Annotated in this window: 25 protein-coding genes; 20 read left to right on the top strand and 5 right to left on the bottom strand. The window is 60.9% G+C overall.

Translation table 11 applies throughout. From position 1 onward, the window contains the following. The first annotated feature begins 147 nt into the window (after positions 1–147). Positions 148–528 carry a VOC family protein gene (locus ACFQ6Y_RS27380; protein ID WP_378546667.1) on the top strand — a complete coding sequence of 127 codons (381 nt, stop codon included), beginning with the start codon at positions 148–150 and terminating at the stop codon, positions 526–528. 194 nt (positions 529–722) lie between these two features. On the opposite strand, the gene ACFQ6Y_RS27375 is transcribed toward ACFQ6Y_RS27380, so the two are convergent. Beyond that, positions 723–1,973, bottom strand: a complete 1,251-nt coding sequence (locus tag ACFQ6Y_RS27375) for a cytochrome P450 (protein ID WP_003945573.1) — start codon at positions 1,971–1,973, stop codon at positions 723–725. Positions 1,974–2,147: 174 nt separating this feature from the next. Between ACFQ6Y_RS27375 and ACFQ6Y_RS27370 the strand changes: the two genes are divergently transcribed. From ACFQ6Y_RS27370 to ACFQ6Y_RS27355, 4 genes are all read left to right on the top strand, one after another. Then, positions 2,148–3,311 carry a steroid 3-ketoacyl-CoA thiolase gene (locus ACFQ6Y_RS27370; protein WP_095970996.1) on the top strand — a complete coding sequence of 388 codons (1,164 nt, stop codon included), beginning with the start codon at positions 2,148–2,150 and terminating at the stop codon, positions 3,309–3,311. A 1-nt stretch (position 3,312) separates the two neighbouring features. After that, complete coding sequence (locus ACFQ6Y_RS27365; protein WP_378639536.1) at positions 3,313–3,801, top strand: nitroreductase family deazaflavin-dependent oxidoreductase; 489 nt, start codon at positions 3,313–3,315, stop codon at positions 3,799–3,801. 57 nt (positions 3,802–3,858) lie between these two features. Continuing rightward, positions 3,859–4,272, top strand: coding sequence for a DNA-binding protein (locus ACFQ6Y_RS27360; protein WP_378448949.1), 414 nt, complete (start codon positions 3,859–3,861; stop codon positions 4,270–4,272). Positions 4,273–4,366: 94 nt separating this feature from the next. After that, positions 4,367–5,038 carry a GNAT family N-acetyltransferase gene (locus ACFQ6Y_RS27355; RefSeq protein WP_378448948.1) on the top strand — a complete coding sequence of 224 codons (672 nt, stop codon included), beginning with the start codon at positions 4,367–4,369 and terminating at the stop codon, positions 5,036–5,038. Between the two features lie 67 nt (positions 5,039–5,105). On the opposite strand, the gene ACFQ6Y_RS27350 is transcribed toward ACFQ6Y_RS27355, so the two are convergent. Next, positions 5,106–6,020, bottom strand: a complete 915-nt coding sequence (locus ACFQ6Y_RS27350) for an SDR family oxidoreductase (protein WP_378546661.1) — start codon at positions 6,018–6,020, stop codon at positions 5,106–5,108. 102 nt (positions 6,021–6,122) lie between these two features. On the opposite strand from ACFQ6Y_RS27350, the gene echA20 reads away from it, so the two are divergent. The 4 genes from echA20 to ACFQ6Y_RS27330 are packed head-to-tail and all read left to right on the top strand — an operon-like array spanning position 6,123 to position 9,625. Continuing rightward, on the top strand, positions 6,123–6,899 hold the full coding sequence (gene echA20, locus ACFQ6Y_RS27345; protein ID WP_003945611.1) for a (7aS)-7a-methyl-1,5-dioxo-2,3,5,6,7,7a-hexahydro-1H-indene-carboxyl-CoA hydrolase: 777 nt from the start codon (positions 6,123–6,125) through the stop codon (positions 6,897–6,899). 7 nt (positions 6,900–6,906) lie between these two features. Further along, complete coding sequence (gene ipdA / locus ACFQ6Y_RS27340; protein ID WP_378639534.1) at positions 6,907–7,815, top strand: cholesterol ring-cleaving hydrolase subunit IpdA; 909 nt, start codon at positions 6,907–6,909, stop codon at positions 7,813–7,815. After that, entirely contained in the window at positions 7,812–8,567 is a 756-nt protein-coding gene (locus tag ACFQ6Y_RS27335) for a CoA-transferase subunit beta (protein WP_378639531.1), read from the top strand. The genes ipdA and ACFQ6Y_RS27335 overlap by 4 nt, the downstream gene beginning before the upstream one ends. After that, positions 8,564–9,625: an NAD(P)H-dependent flavin oxidoreductase gene (locus ACFQ6Y_RS27330; RefSeq protein ID WP_378546651.1), complete on the top strand. Its 1,062-nt coding sequence runs from the start codon at positions 8,564–8,566 to the stop codon at positions 9,623–9,625. Before ACFQ6Y_RS27335 ends, ACFQ6Y_RS27330 begins: the two co-directional genes overlap by 4 nt. Before the next feature lie 78 nt (positions 9,626–9,703). Here ACFQ6Y_RS27330 and ACFQ6Y_RS27325 read toward each other — a convergent pair whose 3' ends face one another. Beyond that, entirely contained in the window at positions 9,704–10,423 is a 720-nt protein-coding gene (locus ACFQ6Y_RS27325; RefSeq protein ID WP_378639529.1) for an IclR family transcriptional regulator, read from the bottom strand. Between the two features lie 250 nt (positions 10,424–10,673). Here ACFQ6Y_RS27325 and ACFQ6Y_RS27320 point away from each other — a divergent pair, with 250 nt between their 5' ends. Together ACFQ6Y_RS27320 and ACFQ6Y_RS27315 are read left to right on the top strand one after the other, a co-directional pair. Continuing rightward, positions 10,674–11,438, top strand: a complete 765-nt coding sequence (locus tag ACFQ6Y_RS27320) for an SDR family NAD(P)-dependent oxidoreductase (RefSeq protein WP_378546648.1) — start codon at positions 10,674–10,676, stop codon at positions 11,436–11,438. Between the two features lie 83 nt (positions 11,439–11,521). Next, positions 11,522–12,676, top strand: a complete 1,155-nt coding sequence (locus ACFQ6Y_RS27315; RefSeq protein WP_378535182.1) for a Rieske 2Fe-2S domain-containing protein — start codon at positions 11,522–11,524, stop codon at positions 12,674–12,676. Positions 12,677–12,922: 246 nt separating this feature from the next. Here the strand turns inward: ACFQ6Y_RS27315 and ACFQ6Y_RS27310 are convergent, their stop codons facing one another. Next, entirely contained in the window at positions 12,923–14,128 is a 1,206-nt protein-coding gene (locus tag ACFQ6Y_RS27310) for a winged helix-turn-helix domain-containing protein (RefSeq protein WP_378639527.1), read from the bottom strand. A 34-nt stretch (positions 14,129–14,162) separates the two neighbouring features. Next, positions 14,163–15,425, bottom strand: coding sequence for a TetR/AcrR family transcriptional regulator (locus tag ACFQ6Y_RS27305; protein ID WP_378639524.1), 1,263 nt, complete (start codon positions 15,423–15,425; stop codon positions 14,163–14,165). A gap of 536 nt (positions 15,426–15,961) precedes the next feature. Here ACFQ6Y_RS27305 and ACFQ6Y_RS27300 point away from each other — a divergent pair. Genes ACFQ6Y_RS27300 through ACFQ6Y_RS27260 form a run of 9 tightly spaced genes read left to right on the top strand, consistent with a single transcriptional unit; the run spans position 15,962 to position 24,854 of the window. Continuing rightward, positions 15,962–16,771: an ABC transporter permease gene (locus tag ACFQ6Y_RS27300; protein ID WP_230814857.1), complete on the top strand. Its 810-nt coding sequence runs from the start codon at positions 15,962–15,964 to the stop codon at positions 16,769–16,771. Next, positions 16,771–17,628 (top strand): ABC transporter permease, encoded by an 858-nt coding sequence (locus tag ACFQ6Y_RS27295; protein ID WP_378639521.1) that lies wholly within the window; start codon positions 16,771–16,773, stop codon positions 17,626–17,628. Before ACFQ6Y_RS27300 ends, ACFQ6Y_RS27295 begins: the two co-directional genes overlap by 1 nt. Before the next feature lie 3 nt (positions 17,629–17,631). After that, positions 17,632–18,855 carry an MCE family protein gene (locus ACFQ6Y_RS27290; protein ID WP_378639519.1) on the top strand — a complete coding sequence of 408 codons (1,224 nt, stop codon included), beginning with the start codon at positions 17,632–17,634 and terminating at the stop codon, positions 18,853–18,855. Beyond that, the gene (locus tag ACFQ6Y_RS27285; RefSeq protein WP_378639516.1) at positions 18,852–19,883 is read left to right on the top strand and encodes an MCE family protein; all 1,032 of its coding nucleotides are present in this window, start codon (positions 18,852–18,854) and stop codon (positions 19,881–19,883) included. Before ACFQ6Y_RS27290 ends, ACFQ6Y_RS27285 begins: the two co-directional genes overlap by 4 nt. Continuing rightward, entirely contained in the window at positions 19,883–20,938 is a 1,056-nt protein-coding gene (locus ACFQ6Y_RS27280) for an MCE family protein (RefSeq protein ID WP_378639606.1), read from the top strand. Before ACFQ6Y_RS27285 ends, ACFQ6Y_RS27280 begins: the two co-directional genes overlap by 1 nt. Next, positions 20,935–22,032, top strand: coding sequence for an MCE family protein (locus tag ACFQ6Y_RS27275; protein ID WP_378639513.1), 1,098 nt, complete (start codon positions 20,935–20,937; stop codon positions 22,030–22,032). Before ACFQ6Y_RS27280 ends, ACFQ6Y_RS27275 begins: the two co-directional genes overlap by 4 nt. Then, entirely contained in the window at positions 22,029–23,093 is a 1,065-nt protein-coding gene (locus ACFQ6Y_RS27270) for an MCE family protein (RefSeq protein WP_378546625.1), read from the top strand. The genes ACFQ6Y_RS27275 and ACFQ6Y_RS27270 overlap by 4 nt, the downstream gene beginning before the upstream one ends. Beyond that, positions 23,090–24,310 carry an MlaD family protein gene (locus tag ACFQ6Y_RS27265; protein ID WP_378546622.1) on the top strand — a complete coding sequence of 407 codons (1,221 nt, stop codon included), beginning with the start codon at positions 23,090–23,092 and terminating at the stop codon, positions 24,308–24,310. Before ACFQ6Y_RS27270 ends, ACFQ6Y_RS27265 begins: the two co-directional genes overlap by 4 nt. Beyond that, positions 24,297–24,854: a mce associated protein mas1a gene (locus ACFQ6Y_RS27260; protein ID WP_378535162.1), complete on the top strand. Its 558-nt coding sequence runs from the start codon at positions 24,297–24,299 to the stop codon at positions 24,852–24,854. Before ACFQ6Y_RS27265 ends, ACFQ6Y_RS27260 begins: the two co-directional genes overlap by 14 nt. Position 24,855 lies beyond the last annotated feature (1 nt).

Below are 24,855 nucleotides of genomic sequence, written 5' to 3'. Positions count from 1 at the left end.
GTCATCGACCGGGGCCGCGCTCGTCGTATTCGAATAAGCCTGTCGTACTTGCACCGCGAACCTCGAAATGGTTTCCTGGTTCCCAACGTCGCGTGTCGATGACGGACTGCGTCAGGCATGGAGGCGTCGTACTGCAAGGGGTCACTCATGACCATTTCGTTCAATCACACCATCATCGCCGCAAAAGACCGACAAGAGTCGGCGTGGTTCTTCACTCACATGTTCGGTCTACCGGGCCCGGTCGAAGCCGGCTACTTTCTCGGCGTCGAACTCGAGCACGGCGTGACGCTCGATTTCGCACAGGTGGAAGACGGCGCCGAGGTTGCGTCTCAGCACTACGCCTTCCTCGTCTCCGAAGACGACTTCGACGGCATCTACCAGCGCATACAAGCCTTGAAACTTGATCACTGGGCCGATCCGCGCCAGTCGAGTACGGGCTTCAACACCAACGACGGTGGGCGTGGGGTCTACTTCCTCGACCCGTCGGGCCACTTCCTCGAAGCGATCACCAAACCATACGGCGGCTGAATTGGAGATTGAACTACAAACGGCGGCGCCTACGGGAGATGAGGGATCCCGCAGACGCCGCCGCAGTTCCAGGTTGCCAGCTAGTGGCCCCCCGGAACGTCTACTGTAGTTCTGCGTGTTCGAGAGTGCAGAGGCAACTCCCGAAAAGCTACACAGAACCTACTCGCCGGTTACCAGGTCAGTATAAGTCCGGATCAGTGTTTGACCGGGCATCCCGATGTCTTGTAATCAACCTGAAACTCTTTGATGCCGTTGAGCCAGCCCGAGCGCAGGCGACGCGGATCGCCGAGCCTGGTGATGTCGGGCAGGTGATCGGCGATCGCGTTGAAGATCAGATCGATTTCGAGACGAGCCAAGTTCGCGCCGATGCAGAAGTGCGCACCGGTGCCGCCGAATCCGAGGTGCGGATTGGGGTCACGCATGATGTCGAACTTCGTGGGGTTCTCGAAGACGTCTTCGTCGAAGTTGGCCGACGCGTACATCATCACGACGCGATCGCCCTTCTTGATCTTCTGTCCGCCGAGTTCGGTGTCTTCGAGCGCGGTGCGCTGGAAAGACGTCACCGGGGTGGCCCAACGAACGATCTCGTCGGCCGCAGTCTTCGGGCGTTCCTTCTTGTACAGCTCCCACTGGTCGGGATTGTCGAGGAAGGCAACCATGCCGTGTGTGATGGCATTGCGAGTGGTCTCGTTACCCGCGACCGCAAGCAGGATCACGAAGAAGCCGAATTCCTCTGGGGAGAGCTCATTTCCGTCGATGTCAGCTTCGATGAGCTTGGTGACGATGTCATCGGCGGGACACTTCTTGCGCTGATCCGCCATCTGGTACGCGTATCCCAGGATCTCCATCGACGCTGCCTGCGGGTCGATGTCGAATTCGGGGTCGTCGTACGACGTCATCTGGTTGGACCAGTCGAAGAGCTTCATTCGATCTTCCTGCGGCACACCGAGAAGCTCGGCGATTGCCTGCAGCGGAAGTTCGGACGCAACCTGAACCACGAAGTCTCCGGCACCACCGGCAGCCGCAGTCTTGACGATCTTTTCGGCGCGCTCGGTCAGTTCCTCGCGCAGGCTGTTGATGGCTCGCGGGGTGAATCCACGCGAAACCAGCTTGCGAAGCTTGGTGTGCTCCGGAGCGTCCTTGTTGATGAGGATGAAGCGCTGCATCTCGACGTTCTCGCGCGGGATGTCGTCGGCGAAGCGAGGAATCGCAGTGTTCTCGTGGGTCGAGAAGATGTCGCTTCGCTGCGAGACCTCCTTGACCTCTTCATGACGGGTGACCACCCAGAAGCCCTCGTCCTGGAATCCTCCGATTTCCGGGGGCTGCGGATTCCACCACACGGGGGCCGTCTTCCGGAGTTCAGCGAACTCCTCGAACGGCATACGTTCCGCGTAGATGTCGGGGTCCGTGAAGTCGATTCCCTCGGGGAATGCGGGCTGTGCCACTGATGTCTCCTGCCCTAAGCCTTTTCATCACAGGGGTGATGGGGATCCGTGATGTGTAACACGTTCTACTCTCATTGAAACACAAGCCTGCTTACTAGGAAAGGAAACGTCGGCAGGTCTTGCTTCCCGCAGAGAACCTGTTCTACTTTTTCATTACAAGGAAAGGAGCCCGCTGTGGGCACACCAGTAATCGTCGAGGCTGTCCGTACACCGATCGGCAAGCGCGGAGGTTGGCTCGCCGGTCTGCACGCCGCCGAGATCCTCGGAGCTGCACAAAAGGGAGTTCTCGACCGGTCGGGAATCGACCCGTTGCTGATCGAGCAAGTGATCGGCGGCTGCGTCACCCAGGCCGGCGCTCAGTCCAACAACATCACGCGCACTGCTTGGTTGCATGCAGGTCTGCCGTGGCAGACCGGCGCAACGACCGTGGATTGCCAGTGCGGTTCGGCCCAGCAGGCGAACCATCTGATCGCCGGACTAATCGCCACCGGCGCCATCGATGCCGGCATCGCCTGCGGCATCGAAGCGATGAGCCAGGTTCCCCTCGGCGCCAACGTCGGTGACCAGGCCGGACCGCGTCGGCCGGCGACGTGGGACATCGACATGCCCAACCAGTTCGAGGCTGCAGAACGCATCGCCCGCCGACGCGGACTGACCCGCGACGACGTCGAAGCTCTCGGTGTCCGCTCGCAGGCACTGGCCAAGCAGGCTTGGGAGGAAGGGCGTTTCGACCGAGAGGTACTCGAACTCTCGGCACCCCAGGTCGACAAGGAAGGAAACCTCACGGGCGAGACCAAGCTCGTCAATCGCGATCAGGGCCTGCGCGATACGACGGCCGAGTCCCTTGCCCGGTTGAAGCCCGTCCTCGAAGGCGGGATTCACACGGCCGGAACGTCTTCCCAGATCTCCGACGGTGCGGCCGCAGTCCTGCTCATGGACGAGGACAAGGCTCGCGCACTCGGATTGAAGCCACGCGCCCGCATCATCGCCCAGGCACTGGTCGGCTCGGAACCGGAGTTCCACCTCGACGGACCGGTGCAGGCAACCAGCCGTGTTCTTGAGAAGAGCGGAATGAAGATCGGCGACCTCGACCTGTTCGAGATCAACGAAGCATTCGCGTCCGTCGCACTGTCCTGGGCCCAGGTCCACGAACCTGACTTCGACAACGTCAACGTCAACGGCGGCGCCCTCGCTCTGGGCCATCCGGTCGGCAGCACGGGCTCTCGACTGATCACCACCGCACTGCACGAACTGGAGCGTCGTAACGGCTCGACGGCTCTGATCACGATGTGCGCCGGCGGCGCGCTGGCCACCGGAACCATCATCGAGCGTATCTGAGATGACTACTCCCCCAGCCAAACCCAAGGGACTCGACGCTCCGGCGACGGTCAAGATCATCAAGTGGATGTCGAAGGCAAACGTCGCCATGTATCGCGCCACCGACGGGAGGCTGGGTAGCAAGTGGCGGGTCGGCAGCGCGTTCCCACGCGGGCTGCCGATCTGCCTGCTCACCACTACCGGTCGCAAATCCGGTGAGGAGCGAATCAGCCCATTGCTGTTCCTCGAGGACGGCGAAGACGTGATTCTGGTGGCGTCGCAAGGTGGTCTTCCGAAGAATCCGATGTGGTACCACAACATCAAGGCGGATCCGGTGGTGACGGTGCAGATCAAGTCTCGGATCCGCTCGATGAAAGCCCGCGTCGCAACCGAGGACGAGCGCGCTCGGCTGTGGCCGAAGTTGACGGCGATGTATCCGGATTTCGACAACTATCAGGCCTGGACGGACCGCGTCCTTCCCGTCATCGTGTGCGAACCCCTGACAAACTGAACAATTTGTTCACAACAGAACGTTTACATCGGTCCGGGTTCGTGCCACCCTGGATTCATGACCGATGACCAGTTCAGACCGATCGATTCCGGCCGCGAACGCGCACATCGCGAGTACGCCGGACTCTTTCGGATCAGCGAGCGCCACGGCGCGACCCGAAGCCAGCGCGCGCGGCAATCTCATCCGGAGATGCTCGAGCCCTACGGCGCGGTTCGCGTCGTGGCTCGTCTGGCCGGCGGCACCGACACACCCGAGGTGAACGAACCCGAAGTCGACGACGCCGACGTCATGGCTGCGTTGACACTCATTCCCAAGGCCCGAGCCGAAATGGAACAGCTGGAAGCACTGTTCCTCGGAATTGCCCGTGAACGGGGCATGACCTGGCAGGACATTGCCTTCGGACTCGGGCTCGGCAGTACTCAAGCCGCCCGCCAGCGCTACGAACGGCTCGTTCGCCGCACCGGAGGCTGAACACGTGCCATAACGGGCGAGTTGGAGCACTATTGACTCGTACGGTCCGCACGGCGTTTCGACAGAGCCTCGAACACAGCAAGGAGTCGCATATATGACGACGCATATTCAAGATCAAATCCTGGACCGACGCGAGATCACTTCCGCACTCGTGCGTGCGCTGGAGCGTCGCCACGAGGTGCTGGATGCAGTGGTCGACAGCAAGGACCATCAGGAGGCACTGACCACCGTCGCGGAACTCCTCGGCACGTCGGAAGCAAATGCCGAAGCAGTTCTGAGCCTCAAGTTCAGTGCGCTCACCAAGGCTGCACGCGATCGCATCCAGGGCGAGCTGGAGAATCTCGATGCAACTCTCGAATGGACGACGCTTGATCGCCCCGCGAGCAGTGGGCAGAACTTCAGCCTGCGTCCGTTCAGCGACAGCGCAGAAGACAAGTCGCTGTTCACGATTCGCTCGGGTGAGCAGCTCGACGAAGACGGCAAGCCGTGGAGCGAGGATCGAATCGAAGCCGAGCGCACAGGTGGCCTCGGCCGCATCGACGACGAGAGCGCTGCCTGGTTCGTCGCCGAGGACGTCTCCGGTGACAGCCCGACGAGCGTCGGCCTGGTGTTCGGCGAACTCGACGGCCAAGAGGTCAACGTCGCGATCTGGATTGCACCCGAGTCCCGCAAGAAGGGCTACGGCACCGCCTGCGTGAAGCATTCGCGGCGCGAGCTCGCAGCAGAGTTCCCCGGCACTGTATTGGTGGTTCGGGCGCCCGCGTAGGCGGCAAACCGCCTGTGAGTGGTTGAGGAGTCCCTGCACTCCTTAACCACTCACGGGGCCGAAGGCCCTACGCCCCGTACACCGGCGTCGGAATCTCCGCCTTCTCCAACAGCGTTGCCACGACGGGCCCGATCTCCTTCGGGTCCCAACGGTCACCCTTGTCCTCGCTCGGGCCGTGACGCCAGCCTTCCGCGACGGTGATCTTTCCGCCCTCGACCTCGAATACTCGGCCCGTGACGTCCTTGGACTCGGCGCTTCCGAGCCAGACGACCAGCGGCGAGATGTTCTCGGGAGCCATGGCGTCGAATCCCTCTTCCGGAGCTGCCATCGCTTCTGCCATCGCCCCACCCGCACCGACGGTCATGCGCGTGCGCGCAGCAGGCGCGATCGCGTTGACGCTGACGCCGTAATTCTTGAGCTCGGCGGCGGCCTGGATGGTCATCTCGGCGATGCCGGCCTTCGCCGCGGCGTAGTTGCCCTGACCGATCGAACCCTGCAGTCCTGCACCCGAACTGGTGTTGATGATGCGTGCGTCGACGGTGTTGCCGGCCTTGGCTTCGCCGCGCCAGTAGGCAGCAGCGTGACGCAAAGGCGCGAAGTGCCCCTTGAGGTGCACGCGGATCACCGCGTCCCACTCACCTTCGCTCATGCCGACGAGCATGCGGTCACGCAGGAAGCCTGCGTTGTTCACAAGCACGTCCAGACCACCGAAGGTGTCGATCGCGGTCTTGATCAGATTTTCGGCACCCGCCCAGTCGGCGACGTCGTCTCCGTTGACCACTGCCTGGCCACCCGCAGCGATGATCTCCGCGACAACCTGCTCGGCCGGACTTTCGCCGGTCGCGGAACCGTCGGCACCCGCACCGATGTCGTTGACGACGACCTTGGCGCCCTCGGCAGCAAACGCCAACGCATGCGCACGCCCGATACCTCGACCTGCCCCGGTGATGATGACTACGCGTCCGTCGACCAATCCACTCATTTTTGTCTCCTATTGCACTCTGCTCGGGCTTGTCGGCTCCGCTTGTGTGCTAACTTACCAAGCAATCGCTTGGTTTGGTACACAGACGTAAGGAATCCCGATATGGGCATCAGCACCTCTTCCGACGGAACCGGCATCACCACGGTCACCATCGACTACGCGCCGGTCAACGCAATCCCGTCCAAGGGATGGTTCGAGCTTGCCGACGCCATCCTCGACGCGGGCAAGGATCTCAACACGCACGTGGTGATCCTGCGAGCCGAGGGACGCGGATTCAACGCCGGCGTCGACATCAAGGAGATGCAGGCCACCGAGGGATTCGACGCGCTGGTCGCCGCCAACCGCGGTTGTGCCGCAGCCTTCGCCGCCGTCTACGACTGCGCTGTCCCCGTCGTCGTGGCGGTCAACGGATTCTGCGTCGGCGGCGGCATCGGACTGGTCGGCAACGCGGACGTCATCGTCGCTTCCGACGACGCGATCTTCTCCCTCCCCGAGGTCGACCGCGGCGCCCTCGGCGCTGCGACTCACCTCTCACGCCTGGTGCCGCAGCACATGATGCGCACGCTGTACTACACGGCGCAGAGCGTCGACGCACACACGCTCAAGCAGTTCGGCAGCGTCTACGACGTGGTCCCGCGCGAGAAGCTCGACGAGTGCGCTCGCGAGATCGCCGCGAAGATCGCCGCGAAGGACACCCGCATCATCCGGTGCGCCAAGGAAGCCATCAACGGCATCGACCCGGTCGACGTCAAGGGCAGCTACCGCCTCGAGCAGGGCTACACCTTCGAACTCAACCTTCTCGGTGTGTCTGACGAGCACCGCGACGAGTTCGTCGCCACCGGCAAGCCGCGCGAGAACGCAACCCAGAAGGAAGGCTGAGAAAAACATGGCTAGCAAGCGTGACAAGACGAAGTCGCTCGACGAGGTAGTCGGCGAACTCCGCAGCGGAATGACGATCGGCTTGGGCGGCTGGGGATCTCGCCGCAAGCCGATGGCCTTCGTGCGTGCAATTCTGCGTTCGGACATCACGGACCTGACCGTGGTCACCTACGGCGGACCGGATCTCGGACTGCTGTGCTCGGCCGGCAAGGTCAAGAAGGCGTACTACGGTTTCGTGTCCCTGGACTCCGCGCCGTTCTACGATCCGTGGTTTGCCAAGGCGCGCACCGCCGGTGAGATCGAAGTCCGCGAGATGGACGAGGGCATGGTCAAGTGCGGCCTCGAAGCAGCTGCCGCTCGCCTTCCCTTCCTCCCGATCCGCGCCGGCCTGGGTTCGGATGTCCGCAACTTCTGGGGCGACGAGCTCAAGACCGTCACCTCTCCGTACCCCGAGGCCGACGGTCGTTCCGAGACCTTGATCGCGATGCCCGCACTCAATCTCGATGCGTCGTTCGTCCACCTCAATCTCGGTGACAAGCACGGCAATGCCGCCTACAACGGCGTCGACCCGTACTTCGACGACCTGTACTGCATGGCCGCCGAGAAGCGTTACGTCTCGGTCGAGCGCATCGTCGAGACCGAGGAACTGGTCAAATCCGTTCCACTGCAGAACCTTCTGCTCAACCGCATGATGGTCGACGCCGTCGTTGAGGCACCCAATGGTGCACACTTCACGTTGGCCGGCGAAAGCTACGGCCGCGACGAGAAGTTCCAGCGTCACTACGCCGAGGCCGCCAAGACCCCCGAGTCGTGGCAGACGTTCGTCGACACCTTCCTCTCCGGCAGCGAAGAGGACTACCAAGCCGCAGTAAAGAAGTTTGCCGATTCATCAAAGGCAGGGGAGCAGGCAAAATGAGCGAATCCACCGTCACCCGCGCAGAGTACGTAGTTATTGCTTGCGCTGAAATCTTCTCCGGTGCAGGCGAAATCATGGCCAGCCCGATGTCGACGTCGTCCACCATCGGCGCTCGCCTGGCTCGGCTCACCACCGAACCCGACCTGCTCATCACCGACGGTGAAGCCCTCATCCTCGAGGACACTCCGGCAGTCGGAACGAAGGGCCCCGTCGAAGGTTGGATGCCTTTCCGCAAGGTGTTCGACGTCGTCGCTTCCGGTCGTCGCCACGTGGTGATGGGCGCCAATCAGCTCGATCGCCACGGCAACCAGAACCTCTCCGCTTTCGGCCCGCTTCAGCAGCCGACGCGTCAGATGTTCGGTGTGCGCGGCGCCCCGGGTAACACCATCAACCATGCGACGAGCTACTTCGTCCCCAAGCACTCCAAGCGAGTGTTCGTCGACAAGGTCGACGTGGTGTGCGGCGTCGGCTACGACCAGATCGATCCCGAGAACCCTGCATACAAATACCTGAACATCCCCCGCGTCGTCACCAACCTCGGTGTCTTCGATTTCGGTGGTCCGGGAAACACGTTCCGCGCGTTGAGTCTTCACCCCGGCGTCACAGCGGAAGAGGTTGCCGAGAACACCTCGTTCGAGGTTGCCGGACTCGCCGAGGCCGGCATCACCCGTGACCCCACCGCCGAAGAACTCCACCTCATCCGCGAGACCCTCGACCCGCGCAACCTCCGGGACCGTGAGGTCTCGGCATGACCCCCACCCTGAAGACCGCACTGACCGAACTGGTCGGTGTCGAGTACCCGATCGTGCAGACGGGTATGGGCTGGGTTTCCGGTCCCGCTCTCACGTCGGCAACGGCTAACGCCGGTGGTCTCGGCATCCTGGCTTCGGCCACGATGACGTACGACGAGCTCGAGCACGCGATCAAGAAGACGAAGCAGCTCACGGACAAGCCGTTCGGCGTCAACATGCGTGCCGACGCCACCGACGCGCCGCAACGCGCCGACCTGCTCATCCGTGAGGGCGTCAAGGTCGCGTCGTTTGCCTTGGCTCCCAAGAAGGAACTGATCACCAAGCTCAAGGATCACGGCATCGTCGTCGTGCCCTCGATCGGCGCCGCGAAGCATGCGGTCAAGGTTGCATCCTGGGGCGCGGACGCCGTCATCGTCCAGGGCGGCGAAGGTGGTGGTCACACCGGCGGTGTGGCAACAACATTGCTTCTCCCCTCGGTTCTCGACGCGGTCGATATTCCGGTCATCGCCGGTGGCGGATTCTTCGACGGCCGCGGGCTGGCTGCCGCACTGGCGTACGGCGCTGCCGGTGTCGCGATGGGAACGCGATTCCTTCTCACCAGCGACTCTTCGGTGCCCGATTCCGTCAAACAGGAGTATCTCAAGCGCGGACTGACGGATACGACTGTCTCCCGCAAGGTCGACGGCATGCCTCATCGTGTGCTCAACACCGACCTGGTCAACAGCCTCGAAGGTTCCAGCTATGCAACTGGTTTGATCGCCGCGGCCAAGAATGCCACGAAGTTCAAGGCCATGACGGGCATGAAGTGGTCGACCCTCGCCAAGGACGGTCTCGCGATGAAGCGGTCGGGTGACCGCACGCTGATGCAGATCATCATGGCAGCCAACACCCCGATGTTGCTCAAGGCCGGACTGGTCGAGGGCAACACGGAAGCCGGTGTTCTTGCTTCGGGTCAGGTTGTCGGCATGATCAACGATCTGCCCAGCTGCAAGGAACTGATCGAAAGCATCATGGAGGGTGCCGCGGGGCGTATCGACGCGCTTGCGGCTCTTCGCTGACACAGCTCTATCCGAGTGCGTCTCCCCCACTGCGCTTTACGCGTAGTGGGGGGAGGCGCACTCTTTGCGTTTGTCGGACTATCCCGTCTTCTCCTGTCCGAACCCGTCGATCACTCCGAAAAACTGGGAGATCGCCACCGCCGCCATCTGCACGGGAGCGGAGTTCCTCTTGTCTATCGTCCCGCGAATCAGCGGCCCACAGATCGAGAGACCCACCTGCAAGTGATCGAGCACCCCGATTCGCGCGCCGATACAACCCATCCCGGAATTGCAGATTCCGAACGCAACAGCTTGTTGGCGAACGTCATTGGTGTTTTGCAGCGACGCCACCGGTCTGTGCCCAGCGCTCAACAGTGATTTCCCGATGGTCGACGATTGCGCAGGGATGCGTGAGCCGACACGAGTCTGAAGGTCGGGGACCATCTGGCTCCCGATTTTCTGGATGTAGCGCACATGGTTCCCTTCCAAAACCCCAAGGTGCACAGCATGTCCAGTCACGAGATGCAGCTGCTGAAGTAGGGGCGTAACCACTCGATCCACTTTGTTTCGATACAGCGAGAGCGCGCCCAGATCTCCTAGCTTGTCGCCTATCTCGTACTCGAGTCCTTCGCGGCGAAGCCAGTTCATCCTCACGAGTTTCAGTAGCATCCGGTGCACGGACGATCGCGGAATCCCGGTTCGGCGCGCCACCTCCCCCAATGTCAGCCGAGGCGCGTCACGAAAGCAGTCCACCACCACCGACAGTCTATCGAGAGTTGACATGGGGATGGACTCTTCGGTGATCGGTCCGACCAACATCGATGTCTCCGTTCCGGTGGCCCGCCGCTTCGGCAGCCAACATTCGTTCCGCCCATCTGAGCTTCCGTGGACTCACGACGCCAGTACGTTTCCCACGCAGCGGGAGATGCATCTGCATGGGCTTTCACCAGCATCGATACCGATGATCGGTCATGTTCGTTGAGCCCGAATCCATCCCTCGTCACAGTGATGACCGGAGCCCATCGGATCATGCGGCGCCGAGCAGAACGCTCCAAAATCAGGAGGACACATGAATGCTTCATCCCCGTCGACAGGCGTGATCATCACCGGCGGCGCATCCGGAATCGGATTGGCCTCCGCCCGCGCGCTCGCGGCGATCCGACGACCAGTCGCTCTCTGGGATATCGACGAGGCAAAAGCGGTCGATCAGGCAGCAGTGATCTCCTCCGAATTCGGCATCGACGCCATCGGAGTGGGAATCGATCTCACGAGAGCGGACGACTACGCGGCCGCATTGGCCACAACCCGTTCCTCACTTTCCTCCATCGGCGGACTTGTTCATTCCGCCGGGGTTGTCGATACCGGATCCCTCGAAGGAGTGACGCTCGACGTGTGGGAGATGGGTATCAACACCCATCTACGTCCGCTCATCCTGTTGGTTCAACAGTTGATGCCTGATTTCACGGCCAATCCCGGTTCGGCAATAGTCGGAATCGCTTCGATCAACGCAACTTTGGGCAATGCAATCAACCCTGTCTACTCCGCTGCAAAGGGTGGGATGTTGTCGATGGTCCGATCGCTTGCGGACCGACTGGGCCCGGACGGCATTCGGATCAACTGCGTCTCGCCCGGACAGATTCTGACCCCTATGCTTCAGCCGACCGTAGACGCATTGGGCGACGGGGCATTCGAACGACGCATCCTCCTCGGCAGGCTCGGTCGCCCGGAGGAAATCGCACACGCTGTCCGCTTCCTGCTGTCCGACGAAGCAAGTTACATCACCGCAACGGAATTGGTTGTCGACGGCGGCAACATCTCGTCGCAACGTATGTGACTTGCCCAAAGATTTACACCCCTTCGACTGTCGTACAACGTCGCTCGGTCCAGCCCACCGGGTGCACTCACGAAAGGAAGAACATGACAATTGCGGATGTCAATGAATCGGAAGAGGTTCGCATCATCGACCAGGGAGAACCTCCCACTCGATTTGCCCGCGGATGGCACTGCCTCGGCCTCGCCAAGGACTACAGCGACGGGAACCCCCATTCCGTCGAAGCTTTCGGTACCAAACTGGTCGTCTTCTCCGACTCGCATGGCGAACTGAAGATCCTCGACGCGTACTGCCGTCACATGGGCGGCGACCTGAGTCAGGGCACGGTCAAGGGCGATTCGATCGCGTGTCCCTTCCACGACTGGAGGTGGGGAGGCAACGGTAAGTGCACCGCGATTCCTTATGCCCGACGTGTCCCCCCGCTTGCCAAGACCCGCGCTTGGACTGCGCTCGAACAAGACGGACTGCTCTTCGTCTGGCACGACCCCGAAGGCAATCCGCCTCCTGCCGAAGTCGCCATACCGATCATCAAGTCTGCGGAGCACGAGTGGACCGATTGGGTGTGGAAGTCGATAGTCATCGATACGAACTGCCGAGAAATCGTCGACAACGTCGTCGACATGGCGCATTTCTTCTACGTGCACTTCTCGTTCCCCACCTATTTCAAGAACGTCTTCGAAGGACACGTCGCCATCCAGGAGCAGAGCGGCATCAACCGCGACGACATCGTGACCTGGACCGACCCCGACGTACCGAAGTTGGTGTCGAATCTTTCGACAGCGGCCTACCACGGACCGTCGTTCATGATCGACGACTTGCGCTACATCTACGAGAACTTCACGACCGATTCTGTGCTGATCAACTGCCACTACCCGGTGAGCCCGAACAAATTCGTACTCATGTACGGCATTACCGTCCAGAAGTCCGAGGAGATGCCCGCCGAGTTCGCGGTTCAACTTGTCGACGCAATGATCGGATATATCGGCGTCGGATTCGAGCAGGACATCGAAGTGTGGAAGAACAAGACTCGCATCGACAATCCTCTGCTGTGCAGCGAGGACGGCCCGGTCTACCAACTGCGCCGTTGGTACGAACAGTTCTACGTGGACGTCGCCGCCATCACCCCGGACATGGTCGACCGCTTCGAATTCGAGTTCGACACAAGCAAGCCCACCGAAGTGTGGCACCAAGAAGTTGCGGACAACCTTGCACGCAAAGCCGCAGCAGGAGCGCCGCAATGACCATGGAGCCGCTGGACTGCGAGCGGTGCGGAACATACGTCCTCGTGGAGAAGAACAGCTGGCATCACACTTCGACCCAGTGGCGATCAGATTCGCGCACCGCATGTTTGGAGTACCGCGACGATGCTGCACCGCCGAGAATTCGATCCGGAAGTTGTTCCGCATTGAGAAATTCCATCAATCAGGCAGCGACAGACGGACGCATAACAGTTCCCGAATGACAATCGTCCTCGCGACCCTGAAGGCTCACGTCATAGCGGCGGCCAACTCCTGAGACAACGTACCTTTGTTCTCCACCTCAACGGTGTCGCAGCCCTGCCAATGCGCAGTTCTGCGAAGGAGTTCCGCTAACCGCGGCGCAGTCTCTGCGTCCGCGGTGGGTTCGGCCCATGCCGCGCGGACAAGCAGTCGAGCGTTCTGACGGTCGTTCTTGAGATCGACTCGGGCACAGATTTTGTCGTCGATCAAGACCGGGAGCACGTAGTATCCGTGAACTCGCTTGTGCGCCGGAGTGTAGATCTCGATCCGGTAGTGAAAGTCGAAGAGCCGCAACGCTCGATCGCGTGCCCACACTACCGGGTCGAAGGGTGACAACAGCGCTTCCGCACGAATGGACCTGGGACGCTTCGCTCGCGGATCGATCCACACCTCCCTTGCCTTGCCTCGACGCTCCCAGCCGTCGACGGACACCCGGCGCACACTGCCGGCATCTTCGAGTTCCTGCAATGCCGTTCGTGCTTCTGCGCTGGGCAGACGAAAGTAGTCGGCGATGTCGTCGAGTGTGCCAAGACCATGCGCCCGCACTCCCCGCACCACCAGCTCGCGTATCGCCTCCGACCGCTCGACCCGTGCGTCGAGTATCTCGGGTGCAAGCATCTGCTCGGCCAGGCCGTAACGACGCTCGAAGCCGGCTCGACCTGCCGACACCACCTCGCCCCAACGGAACAGCGTCTCGAGGCCGACTTTCACGTCGGACCACCCCCACCACGGACCCCGTCGTGTGTTCGCTCCGTGTTCGATCTCGCTCGCCGCCATCGGACCGTTGTCGCGCAACTCCTGCCGCAACCAATCGAGGAAGACACTTCGATCGGAAGCCCATCCTCCCTTGTCGCTCAACGCCTTGGCGCGAAACTGGTCCATCCGCCAGCGGAACAGCGGCCACATGTCCACCGGTAGGAACGTAGCCTCGTGGCCCCAGTATTCGAGGTACCCCGAGCCGGGGGCGAAGGCGAGCTGATCGAGCCTGGATTTGTCGTACGCGCCCAGCCGAGCGTAAACCGGCAGGTAGTGGCTGCGTTCGAAGACATTGACCGAGTCGATCTGCAGCACCTGCAGCCGGTCCATCACGCTGACCAGATTGCGACGCGTCACCGTTGTGGGGTGCGATCTGCCGAATCCTTGAGCGGCAAGCGCTATGCGACGGGCAGCTGCCGGAGACACGACTTCGCTCATAGCGGGTCAGAGTACGCACACCCTCCGACACGTTTCAGGAGGGCGAAGTGTGACAGCCGAACAGAACTGCCGACATGAACATCTGCAGTCTGGTCGCATTTTCTGCGGCCCCGTCGAACTTCACCATGCGTCCGACATCCGGAACCAGGTTGAGCGCAGCATGAACAACGAACTTCGCCTCTACCGCCGAAAGCTCCGGACGGATTTCGCGGAGAACTCGCGCCCATTCGACCACGTAAAGCTTCTGGCGATTCTTCAGATCGCTTCGATGACTCGGCAGAAGGTTGTTCATCTCGGAAAAGTAGACCGACATCAATTCGTGCTGTGCAAACGACAACTCCACGTACATCGCCGCCAGTGCCCGGAGTATTTCTTCGTGCGACGTCGCGGAATCGAAGACCGCTGCCGTCGCCAAGTCCAAGCGATCTGCAGCTCGATAGAACACGGCGCCGAGAAGCTCGGCCTTGCTGGGAAAGTAGCGGTACATACCGGAAGCATTCAAGCCGGCGGCCGCGGCGATCTCTTCGATGCTGACGTCGTGATATCCGCGAGAGTCGAAGAGCCGCACCGCTTCCTGTAAGAGACGTTCACGTTTGTTCGTGGTCACGGTCCTAGGCAGCGAGGACTGCTCCAAGCGGCTTGCGGTGGTTGCACCCTCACCTTGATCTATCGCCAGGCACGCGTCGAGCAGAACCTGTTCCATCGCCCGCTGAGGTAGCAACAGATTATGGACGGTGATGCTGCCGATCACGCTGAACATCGCTACCACGACAAGGGTCTCGTCCCGCGCCGTCATCACCGGATCGGAGCGCGAAAGATTTCGGGCCACTCGACGATTGACCGCGTCGGCCTGTGCTCGAACGGATTTCCGATCGGCAGCATCGAGAAACCGGCTCTCCCAACGATAGATTCCGGCCGTGCGCCGATTGCGAATTGTCGTTCGTATCACTGCAATCAGATCTTCGCGCAATCGCCCCGCATCGGTCACTGCTGGGGCAACGGAGACGTCGTCGAGCGCACTACCGAGCGCTTCGGTCAACTCCAGTGCCGCGTGACGGAACATCGCGTACTTGTTCGGAAAGTGCCGATACAGCGCCGAACCCGAAATACCCACCGCCGACGCGATGTCATCGACACTGACAGCAGGATATCCGCGCTCACTGAACGCGATTGCCGCAGCTGCCGCGATCTGAGCCTTGCGATCCTTCGGGCGCCTCTTGACGGAGTCGGACCTCACCTGCCGAACAATCCCATTCGACGTCTGCGCGTCGACGAACTGATCGCCCAGGCTCACCATGTACCCCACTCTCCAGCCCACACGCTCAACGCACCTCTATCCGCCTGTCCATCAAACGAGAATCAGCATAAGCATGATCCCGGGAATTCATACACTTTTTTCATCACTTCGCCCGCCTGCAGCACAATCGTGGCAGTTCAAGAGCCTATCGATCGCAAGAAGAAACCGCCCCTCGGCGTTGATCGTCATGATCCCCGACCAGAATTTGCGTTAACAAAACGTTGCCTGAGGGCGCTGATGATGGGTAGGGTCACCGCTCGGAGCATCCGCTACACAACCGCGACTCAACCAGGCTGACAGATTCAGAATATTCGTAAACATACACCGGGTATGGATTCGAACAGTTCCAATACTGGCACGTCAATTGCGCGAACTCAACCAACACCGCTAGACACGCAGCGAGAATCTCGGTTCACATAATGCTTGCTTGGACACATATGTGTGAGATGCTTCACAGGCAGTTCGCTCGACCGCCAGCGCTCGAACAGTTCGAACTCCGTGCCGAACACTGTTGATCTGCAAAGGAATTCAATTAGATGACCTACGAGCTACCAGCCGCGAAGGGCCCGGTGCGAGACGTAGCGTTACAGGGGGGCTATCTGATCGGATTCTCGGTTCAGGCACTCTTCGGCCTGTTCACGGCAATCCTCCGCAGGCGACTCTCGTTGCACGAGACTATTACTCAGACCCTGTTCATCGGTCGTGTCAGCACCGGCCCGTCGTTGCTTCTCATGATTCCGATCGGTGTTTTCATCGCCGTGTCAGTCGGTGAACTGGCCGGCCGGATCGGTGCCGGCGGATACTCCGGAGCTGTCGTGGCTTTCATCATCGTCGGTCAGGCTGCGGCGCTGGTGTGCGCGTTGATGATGGCCGGTGTCGCAGGGTCGGCGATCTGCACGGATCTGGGTTCGCGAAAGATCCGGGAAGAGATCGACGCGATGGAAGTGATGGGCATCGACGTGATCGAGCGCCTGGTCGCACCGAGATTGGTTGCAGCAGTGATCGTCTCCCTTGCACTCTGTTCGATGGTCACCTTCGGCGGCGTGATCGCGTGCTACCTGTACCACATCTACGTCCAGCACCTTCCGGCCGGAACGTTCATGGCAACGTTCAGTCAGTACGGGCGATCTTCCGACTTCGTCATGGCTTTGGTGAAAGCCGCGATCTTCGGCCTCGCTTCGACTTTGGTCGCCACCTTCAAAGGTCTCCATGCAAAAGGCGGCCCACGCGGCGTTGCCGACGCAGTCAACGAAGCCGTCGTCATCGCTTTCGCGCTCGTCTTCATCGTGAACACTGTGTTGTCCGCGTTGTATACCGTGATCGTGCCGGCAGTCGGTGAATTCTGATGTCGCTCGTCGATTTCCGGATCCGAGCGCGGCAGGCCGGCAGACCGTTGCGGACCGCAGGCGACGGCTTGGTGTCGCTCGGTCAGCATGTCACCTTTTACATCCGCACTATCGCCTCAATCCCCTTTGCTCTCACCAAGTACCGCAAACATGTACTCGGCCAGATCAGCGAAGTCAGCTTCGGAACGAACTCGCTGTTGTCCGGCGGCGGCACTATCGGCATCGTGTTCGCGATGTCTCTTGCAGCCGCGATGATGCTGGGCGTGGAGACGCATCGCGGACTCGAACTTGTCGGGATGACCTCACTCTCCGGCATGCTTTCCGCAGTTGCCAACACACGCGAACTTGCCCCTGTTGTCGTCGCTATCGCGTTGGCCGCCAAGGTCGGGACGGGTTTCACCGCCCAGATCGGCGCAATGCGTATCTCCGACGAGATCGACGCACTGGACTCGATGGCAATCAGATCGATTCCCTTCCTCGCGGGTACGCGGGTCATCGCTGCCATGATCTGCGTCATCCCGATCTACATGATCGGACTGCTGGCCAGCTACCTCTCGACCCGACTGGTCGTCGTGTTCTTCAACGGTGCATCGGCAGGTACCTACGACTACTTCTTCCATCTGGCGATCTCGCCGCAGGACCTCCTGTACTCGGGCCTGAAGGCAGTGGTCTTCGCCGCCGTCGTCGCGCTCGTGCACTGCGCGTACGGCTATTACGCCTCGGGCGGACCGGCGGGCGTCGGGCAGGCTGCGGGCCGCGCGCTACGGACCGCCATCCTTGCGATCGGAATCCTGGACGTGCTGATGACTTTCGGCCTGTGGGGCCTCGTCCCCCAGATCCCGGGAATGGGGATCTGAGCCGTGGACAGACTCACTACACGCACGAAGATCGTTTACGCCTTACGTGGCGCGATCGCCGTCGTGGTGGCCGTCGTAGCAGCAGTAACGATGGTGCTGCGTGGATCCGGAAACCTCGAGCAGAGCACCGACGTGTTCGTGGCTGTTCCAGCCACGGCGGGCCTGATCAGCGGCGAGGCACCGGTCCGGTACCACGGGGTCAACATCGGCCGAATCGGCGAAATCGAATCAGGTACCACAGAATCCGTGGTGCAACTACAGATACAGACTGAGGACGCATTGAAGATTCCCGCCGACGTGATGGCTCGCGTTGTTCCACGCACGTTCTTCGGTGACATCTACATGCAGCTCGTGGACAACCCGGCGCCGCACGGCCGAACAACTCTCGCGGACGGAGACGAGATCCGCATGGACGACGGACCCGAAGCCGTTGCGCTCTACGACGTGTACACCAAATTGGTGGGAGTCCTCACCGCGATGCAGCCCGAGAAGTTGCAGACAGCCCTGACTGCGCTGGGCCAGGCACTCGACGGAAACGGAGCCGAGATCGGTACCACGATAGACAATCTCAGTGCAGCGTCCGGCATATTGACACCCGCGGCACACCAATTCCTCGAATCGACACCCCAATTCAAGTCGGTCGTCGACGCGTTGGACCGCGCAACCCCCGACATTCTCGATACCTTGGCGGCCGCTACATCCGTCTCGAACAGCATGGTCGCAAACAGAGCAAATCTCGAGACCTCGATCGGCGCGGCCGCAGTCTTCGCCGCTACCGTCGACGATTTTGTCGCAGAGAACAACAGCAATATCATCACCGTGATCGATTCCGCCGGAAAGATACTCGCAACCACTGCGGCAAATCCCGAAGGACTGCGTTCCACTCTTGCCAATGCCAGTACGTTCGGCTCCTCCGGTGCGCGAGTCTTCGCCACCGGGAAGTTCGACATCACAGCAGTTGCCACGTTCGCCGAACCGCTCCCGTACACAGGCGATGATTGCCCGCAGTACGGGAATTCGCGCGGGGCACAGTGTTCCGGCTCCAACCTGACGCCTGCACAACCCGTCACTGCCCCAGTCGTTGGTGGCGAAGCCGAAGCCGCCACACTGCGTTTCCTCGAAGATCAACTACTCGGCGGCTCGCCGGAGCAGTCGGACGCCCCCAACCCGGCAACAACACTGATGTTGGGGCCGATGGTCAGAGGTAACGAGGTGACCGTCCCGTGAAGGTTCGTCCTGGCCAGGTCATTCGGTTATCACTCTTCTGCATCACCGGCGTCGCCTGTGCGTCGTTCGTGGCGAACACGCTGTCGGTCCCGGTGCGCGGAAGCACTGATTCGTACTCGTTCGAGTTCACCGACGTCGAAGGACTCAACCCTGGTAATCCGGTAACGATGTCGGGTGTGCGTATCGGCCGCGTGGACTCGGTTGCGTTTGCCGACAACGGCGGCGGGACGAGCAAGGCGATCGTCGACGTCGACATCGAGTCGCAATATTCGCTCGAGTCGGACGTCCGTGCTGCCGTGCGCTACGGCGACATGCTCGGTGCTCGATATCTGGCTCTGACCCAGGACGACAGCGAGGCAACAGTATCCGTACAACGGCTCGAACCTGGTAGCACGATACCGCTGGCGCAGACAACACCGCCGATCAACTTGACCGCACTGATGAACGGCTTCAAACCGTTGTTCGCCGCACTGCAACCCGAGCAGGTGAACACTCTGACACGAAGTTTTGTCGAAACCTTCAACGGCCAGGGCCAGGCAATGACCACCCTGCTCGACCAGATCGCGACCATGAGCTCCGGCCTGGTCGACCGTCAGGACGTCTTCGCGCAACTAATCACGAACATGAACACTCTTCTCACTGCCGTCGACGAGCGTCAACCCGAATTGGTAGGTCTGCTGGACGGTTTGAACAGCCTGAGCACCTCCGTCGTCGGGCAGAACGATCAACTGGTCTCGCTGTTGGATCAGGGAAACCGCACTGTCTCGTCGCTGGCTCAGATCATGGCCGGGTCGAACGGCGCATTCGGTCAGACCGTGCAACAACTCGAAAGTGTCACCGGTAGTTGGATTGCGAGCACCGACGAGTTCAACAGACTTCTCGCCAACCTTCCCCAGTTCGCCGACGCCGCCAACCGTATCGGAAGTTACGGAAGTTTCATCAGCCTGTATCTGTGTAATTTCACTCTGAAGGCAGGCGACATGGAAGCCAACATCTTCGGTCCGACGCATTCGCCGGTGTGCTCATGATGTTTCTGGTCAAGCTGATCGACGTGTTCGTCGGCATCATGCTCTTCCTGTTCAAAGGGGATCGCCGACGCAGCGGTAGCGGCACTGCTCTCGCTCTGGGTAGTCTCGGAATCTTCGTTCTGGTGGTGGGACTCGCCGCAGCACTGGGTATTCCGAAACTCTGGTACAACGCCCGCACGTCGGCGTACACAGCCGAGTTCGCCAATGCCAGCGGGCTTTCCGATACCGATCCCGTCTACGTGGCCGGAGTTCCCGCGGGCCGCGTGGATTCGATCGACCTTGCCGGCGACCACGTGGTCGTCAACTTCCGCCTCGACAAGGATCAGCCCTTGGGAAACCAGAGCACGGCGACGGTCAGGCTCAAGACAGTCTTGGGCAAGCGCTACCTCGAGATCGTGCCGGCCGGAGTGGTCGACGACTCCGATGGGCGGGTTATTCCGCTTTCCCGCACTACGGTGCCGTACAGCCTCGATGAAGTCAGCAGTGATGCCACCAACGCGGCCACCGGCGTCGACCTACAGGCGATGGAGTCCATGATGAACACCCTTTCGCAGGTGATTCCGACGGATTCCGATCAAGTCGGGCGGGCTCTGGCCGGAATCAGTGGAGCCTCGGCGGCTTTCGCGCAGAATGGTGAACAGATCGACCAGATCCTCACGATGTCCCGCGAGCTGTCCGACATGGCGGTGGCACAAACCGATTCGATTGTCGGCACCGCCGCAAACGCTCAGACGATCGTGCGTACTCTGGCCGTCCGCAAGGACGCGCTGACTCAGTTGGTCGACAACCTGACAATCATCATCTCGAAGCTCTCGACGACGTTCACAGACCGTCAGGACGAGTTCGGGGCAATGACCGACAACCTCGTCGCAGTCACCGCCACGCTGAAGTACAACGCCGATCAGATCGACCTGCTGTTGACTCGTCTTCCGTCCGCTCTGCGTTCGGTCACCGACTCCACCGGCACCGGCAATTGGACCGATGTCAACGCCCCGGCAGCCGTGATCCCGGACAATCTGCTCTGCGCGCTCGGCATCATGGAGGGCTGCAAGTGAATACACGAAAAGCCGTCACCGCCATGCTGGTCGTGACCCTGGCGATCGCCCTGCCCGGTTGGTACATCTTCGGACGAACCGATCAGTCCAAGACTGTGTACGCCGATTTCAGTTACGTCGGTGGGATTTACGAGGGAAGTAAGGTCACCGTCCTCGGGGTCGGCGTCGGGACGGTCACGTCGGTGGAACCTCGCGGAACTTCTGTTCGAGTAGCGATGTCGATGCCCAACTCCGTCGATCTGCCCGCCGACGCTTCGGCCTATGTTCTCAATCCGTCGGTGATCAGCGATCGCCACATCGAACTCGGTCCGGCGTACACCGGTGGAGAGACGCTCGAAGACGGCGACGAGATTCCGATCGAACGTGCTTACTCCCCCATAGATTTCGACGGGTTGATGGGAAGCGTCAGCACCTTGGCCGACGCATTTGCCGGGGACGGTGGCAATCTCGGCGATCTCGTGAGCCGCGGCGCCGCCGGGTGGCAGGGTCAGGGCGATCAATTCAACACCGCCATTCGCAACCTCAGCACGGCCACCGGAGTTGTCGGCGCTCGGTCGGAAGACATCGGTGCACTCGTCGACAATCTCAATACCTTGATGAATGCGTTGGACACTCGGCAGGTCAGCTTGGACGAACTTGTCGGTGACCTCGGCGAATTGGGCGATCAGTGGGCGAGCCAGAACATGGACATCTCCCAACCGCTGCAGGATCTGCAGGTCGTCTTCGATCAACTGAACAGCTTCATGACAACTCACGGCGACGATGTCGGTGCCATAGCCGACAACGTGAGAGTTCTCGGTGACACTCTGGCTGCCAAACAACCTGGCCTCGCCGAGTTCATGGACCTGGTGCCGTTGATGATGCAGAACCTCTCCCAAACTATCGGCCCTGATCAGCGCGGACGCATTCGGCTCAATGTCTCGACTGCATTGACTCAGTTCGCCGTCGCCAAGCCGCTGTGCGACGCGTACAAGTTGCCGATCTGCACCGGTGCCGGATTCACGAATCCGATTTCCTTCCCCCTCAGCACTTCTGATCCGCTCGGCATCGCCTCCGCGATTTCCGGCGGCGCCGTCCCCGGAGGTGGCAATTGACGAGGCAATCGGTTCGGATAGTCGCCGGCGTCGCGATCATCGGTATGGGTTGTGCGGCTGTGTTCGCCTTCGGCGGCTGCAGTGCAGGCATTCAGGACCTTCCGCTGGGTCGTTCGGCCGACGGTGACGCGTACACCGTGTCGCTACAACTGGCCGGCGCTGACGGCCTGGTGTTGGGAGCAGACGTCCGCAGTGGCCAGAAAGTCATCGGTCGAGTATCCGCACTGTCAGCCGACGTCGTCGGAGCCGACGTGACACTGAGTCTGGACGCTGCGACGCAGTTGCCGGACAACGTCGAGGCCTCCGTCGAACTCCCGTCCGCACTGGGAAACCCGTTCATTCGACTGCTGCTGCCGGAGGTTCCGTCCGGTTCCACGCTGAGCGACGGCGATACAATTCCGGAGTCTCGCACCGAGATCGGTCCGCAGGTCGAAAGTGCACTTGCCACCCTCGGTACGGTCCTGACCGGCAGCGGCATCGATCAACTCGATACCGTCGTACGCGAACTGAACACCGCGTTTTCCGGGCGCTCAGGTGAAGTTCGTTCTCTGACCGACACCCTGACCTCGCTCATGGCAGAGGCAAGCAGTCACCGAAGCGAGTTCGACGAGGCCGTCGACCTCGCTGCCCGGGTCTCCTCGCAGTTGGCCGGGCAACAAGAAGTCGTCGACAACTACCTCGATTCCGTTCCACAGGTGGTGGCGATTCTCGTGGGGCAGAAGGATCAGATCGCGAGCCTCTTGAACTCGACCGTTCAGCTCGCCACCAACGCAAACACCATTCTCGACTCCTCACCCAACGGGCTCGACACGATGCTGCACGATGCGTCGACCATTGTGGGGACTCTGGATTCGTTCAACTCGGAGATCGGTCAGACACTCGCGAACATGAACGGGCTGCTCGAAAACTTCACCGGCGCAGTCCAAGGTGACTACCTCGTTTTTGACGGCGCCCTCGATATTCCGGGAACGATCGACAAACTCTGGACCGGTGGCATGGCCGGACAATCGATCGCGCCGGCGGGAACTCTCACCGATCTACTTCAGGGAGGTCCACGTTGAGTCGCCTTGCGCTTGTTCAACTTGGCCTGTTCGCTCTGATCGCCGCTGTCGTCATCCCTTTCGGAATCGTGTACGTGGTGGGCCCTCAAGGTTTCGGTGGTCAGATCAGATTGCACGCCAACATGTCCGACGCCTTCGGATTGACCAAGGGCACGGTCGTCACGTACCGCGGAGTGCAGGTCGGCAAAGTCGGTGATGTTGTCCTCGATTCGAGCACCCGATCCGCTCGCGTGGAACTCTCACTCAACGACAAAACCGAAATACCCACCGACAGCGTCGCCAAGGTGACGATGGGAACTGCCGCGGGAATCCAGAATGTCGACATCTACCCCAACACCGATCACGGCCCGTATCTTCGGGACGGCGACGAGATCGCCATGCCCGCAGATCAGCAGCCAGTTCAGATGAGCCAGTTGATGCTTCAGGCGTCCGGCGTCCTGGAAGGGATTGATCCGCAGGCGATCAGCGACATCGGGACCGAACTGGGGAATTCGTTCAACGGGCTCGGTCCGAGCTTGGCGACCATGATCGACAACGGCGGGACAATGTCGGCGCAGTTGAACGACCAGTCGGCCGAACTCGCCGCGCTGCTGTCGCGGACCTCCACGCTGATGGACTCCATGGCGACACAATCGGATTCGTTCGTCCGAGGAATGGCGGCAGCAAAGAACTTCACCGAACAACTCGAGTCCAACGCCCCCGTACTGATTTATCTCACCGACCATTCACCCGCCGCTCTCAATAGCGCCCAGCAGTTGTTCGACAAGTACCACAACACTTTCGGAGCGGTGCTGGCCAATCTCGTCACGGTCGCTCCGATCATCTCCGACCGCACGGATGCCCTGGAAACCGGACTCGTCACGATCCCCGACGGTCTCGCCAAGCTGGCATCCATCGTCAAAGGCGATCGAGCTGATTTCGCCTTGGTGGCCACGCAGGGGCCGGTGTGCAACTACGATACCCCCAGACGAGAGGTAGGCGATCTCTCCCCCACCAGTCCGAGTCTGGCGATGTACTGCCCACCCGCCGACGACCTGGTCCAACGCGGAGCACAGAATGCTCCGAGGCCGAACGACCTCGGATTGCAGAACTCGACTGTCCCCGGCACTCCGATCGGACCGCAGGTCGTCGCGGATCCGATTCTGATTCCGACCGGAGTCGACGCCTTGAACTATTGGAGATTGATGTTGGAAGGACTGGGAAATGGCACACGGTGAGAGCACACTCCTCGACGAAGCAGAAACCGAGGTGACCGAACATCCGACTCCCCCGTCGTTCTTTCGTCGGCTGAAAGAGCCTCGCAACGCACTGATCTCGCTGTTGGCGGTAGCACTGGTCGCAGCATTGGTGGTGCTCGGATTTCACCTGTATTCGGTGAATGAGGAGGACACGTTGCGACAGGAAGCGCTGGACACCGCGCGGGATTACTCGATCATCATGTCCTCCTTCGACTATCAGAACTTGGACGCCAACAAGGACACCATCGCGTCGATGTCGACCGACGAGTTTGCCGGCACCTACCGAACGATGGTGGATTCACTGCGCGAGGTTGTCGCTGGAGGCCAAGGTCAGGCGAGTGCGACGGCAACAGACGTCGGCATCACGTCACTGGAAGATTCGTCGGCAAAGGTGCTTGTCTTCGTCGACCAGCAGGCCAAGAACATTGCTGCACCAGAGGGCAATACACAGAAGTACCGGATGGTCGTGTCCCTGGTTCGTTCGGACGACCGCTGGCTCGTGAGCAACGTCGAGACCAAGTAAT

This window comes from Rhodococcus sp. NPDC056516, from assembly GCF_042794655.1.
Taxonomy (GTDB): domain Bacteria; phylum Actinomycetota; class Actinomycetes; order Mycobacteriales; family Mycobacteriaceae; genus Rhodococcus_F.
The sequence above is the reverse complement of the archived record's forward strand: the minus strand, read 5'-3'. Positions and strand labels throughout refer to the sequence as shown.

Coding starts and splice junctions, on each gene's coding strand:
- ACFQ6Y_RS27380 (WP_378546667.1), top strand. CDS start 148: ATGACCATTTCGTTCAATCACACCATCATCGCCGCAAAAGACCGACAA.
- ACFQ6Y_RS27365 (WP_378639536.1), top strand. CDS start 3,313: ATGACTACTCCCCCAGCCAAACCCAAGGGACTCGACGCTCCGGCGACG.
- ACFQ6Y_RS27360 (WP_378448949.1), top strand. CDS start 3,859: ATGACCGATGACCAGTTCAGACCGATCGATTCCGGCCGCGAACGCGCA.
- ACFQ6Y_RS27355 (WP_378448948.1), top strand. CDS start 4,367: ATGACGACGCATATTCAAGATCAAATCCTGGACCGACGCGAGATCACT.
- ACFQ6Y_RS27350 (WP_378546661.1), bottom strand. CDS start 6,020: ATGAGTGGATTGGTCGACGGACGCGTAGTCATCATCACCGGGGCAGGT.
- echA20 (WP_003945611.1), top strand. CDS start 6,123: ATGGGCATCAGCACCTCTTCCGACGGAACCGGCATCACCACGGTCACC.
- ipdA (WP_378639534.1), top strand. CDS start 6,907: ATGGCTAGCAAGCGTGACAAGACGAAGTCGCTCGACGAGGTAGTCGGC.
- ACFQ6Y_RS27335 (WP_378639531.1), top strand. CDS start 7,812: ATGAGCGAATCCACCGTCACCCGCGCAGAGTACGTAGTTATTGCTTGC.
- ACFQ6Y_RS27330 (WP_378546651.1), top strand. CDS start 8,564: ATGACCCCCACCCTGAAGACCGCACTGACCGAACTGGTCGGTGTCGAG.
- ACFQ6Y_RS27325 (WP_378639529.1), bottom strand. CDS start 10,423: ATGTTGGTCGGACCGATCACCGAAGAGTCCATCCCCATGTCAACTCTC.
- ACFQ6Y_RS27320 (WP_378546648.1), top strand. CDS start 10,674: ATGAATGCTTCATCCCCGTCGACAGGCGTGATCATCACCGGCGGCGCA.
- ACFQ6Y_RS27315 (WP_378535182.1), top strand. CDS start 11,522: ATGACAATTGCGGATGTCAATGAATCGGAAGAGGTTCGCATCATCGAC.
- ACFQ6Y_RS27310 (WP_378639527.1), bottom strand. CDS start 14,128: ATGAGCGAAGTCGTGTCTCCGGCAGCTGCCCGTCGCATAGCGCTTGCC.
- ACFQ6Y_RS27305 (WP_378639524.1), bottom strand. CDS start 15,425: ATGGTGAGCCTGGGCGATCAGTTCGTCGACGCGCAGACGTCGAATGGG.
- ACFQ6Y_RS27300 (WP_230814857.1), top strand. CDS start 15,962: ATGACCTACGAGCTACCAGCCGCGAAGGGCCCGGTGCGAGACGTAGCG.
- ACFQ6Y_RS27295 (WP_378639521.1), top strand. CDS start 16,771: ATGTCGCTCGTCGATTTCCGGATCCGAGCGCGGCAGGCCGGCAGACCG.
- ACFQ6Y_RS27280 (WP_378639606.1), top strand. CDS start 19,883: ATGTTTCTGGTCAAGCTGATCGACGTGTTCGTCGGCATCATGCTCTTC.
- ACFQ6Y_RS27260 (WP_378535162.1), top strand. CDS start 24,297: ATGGCACACGGTGAGAGCACACTCCTCGACGAAGCAGAAACCGAGGTG.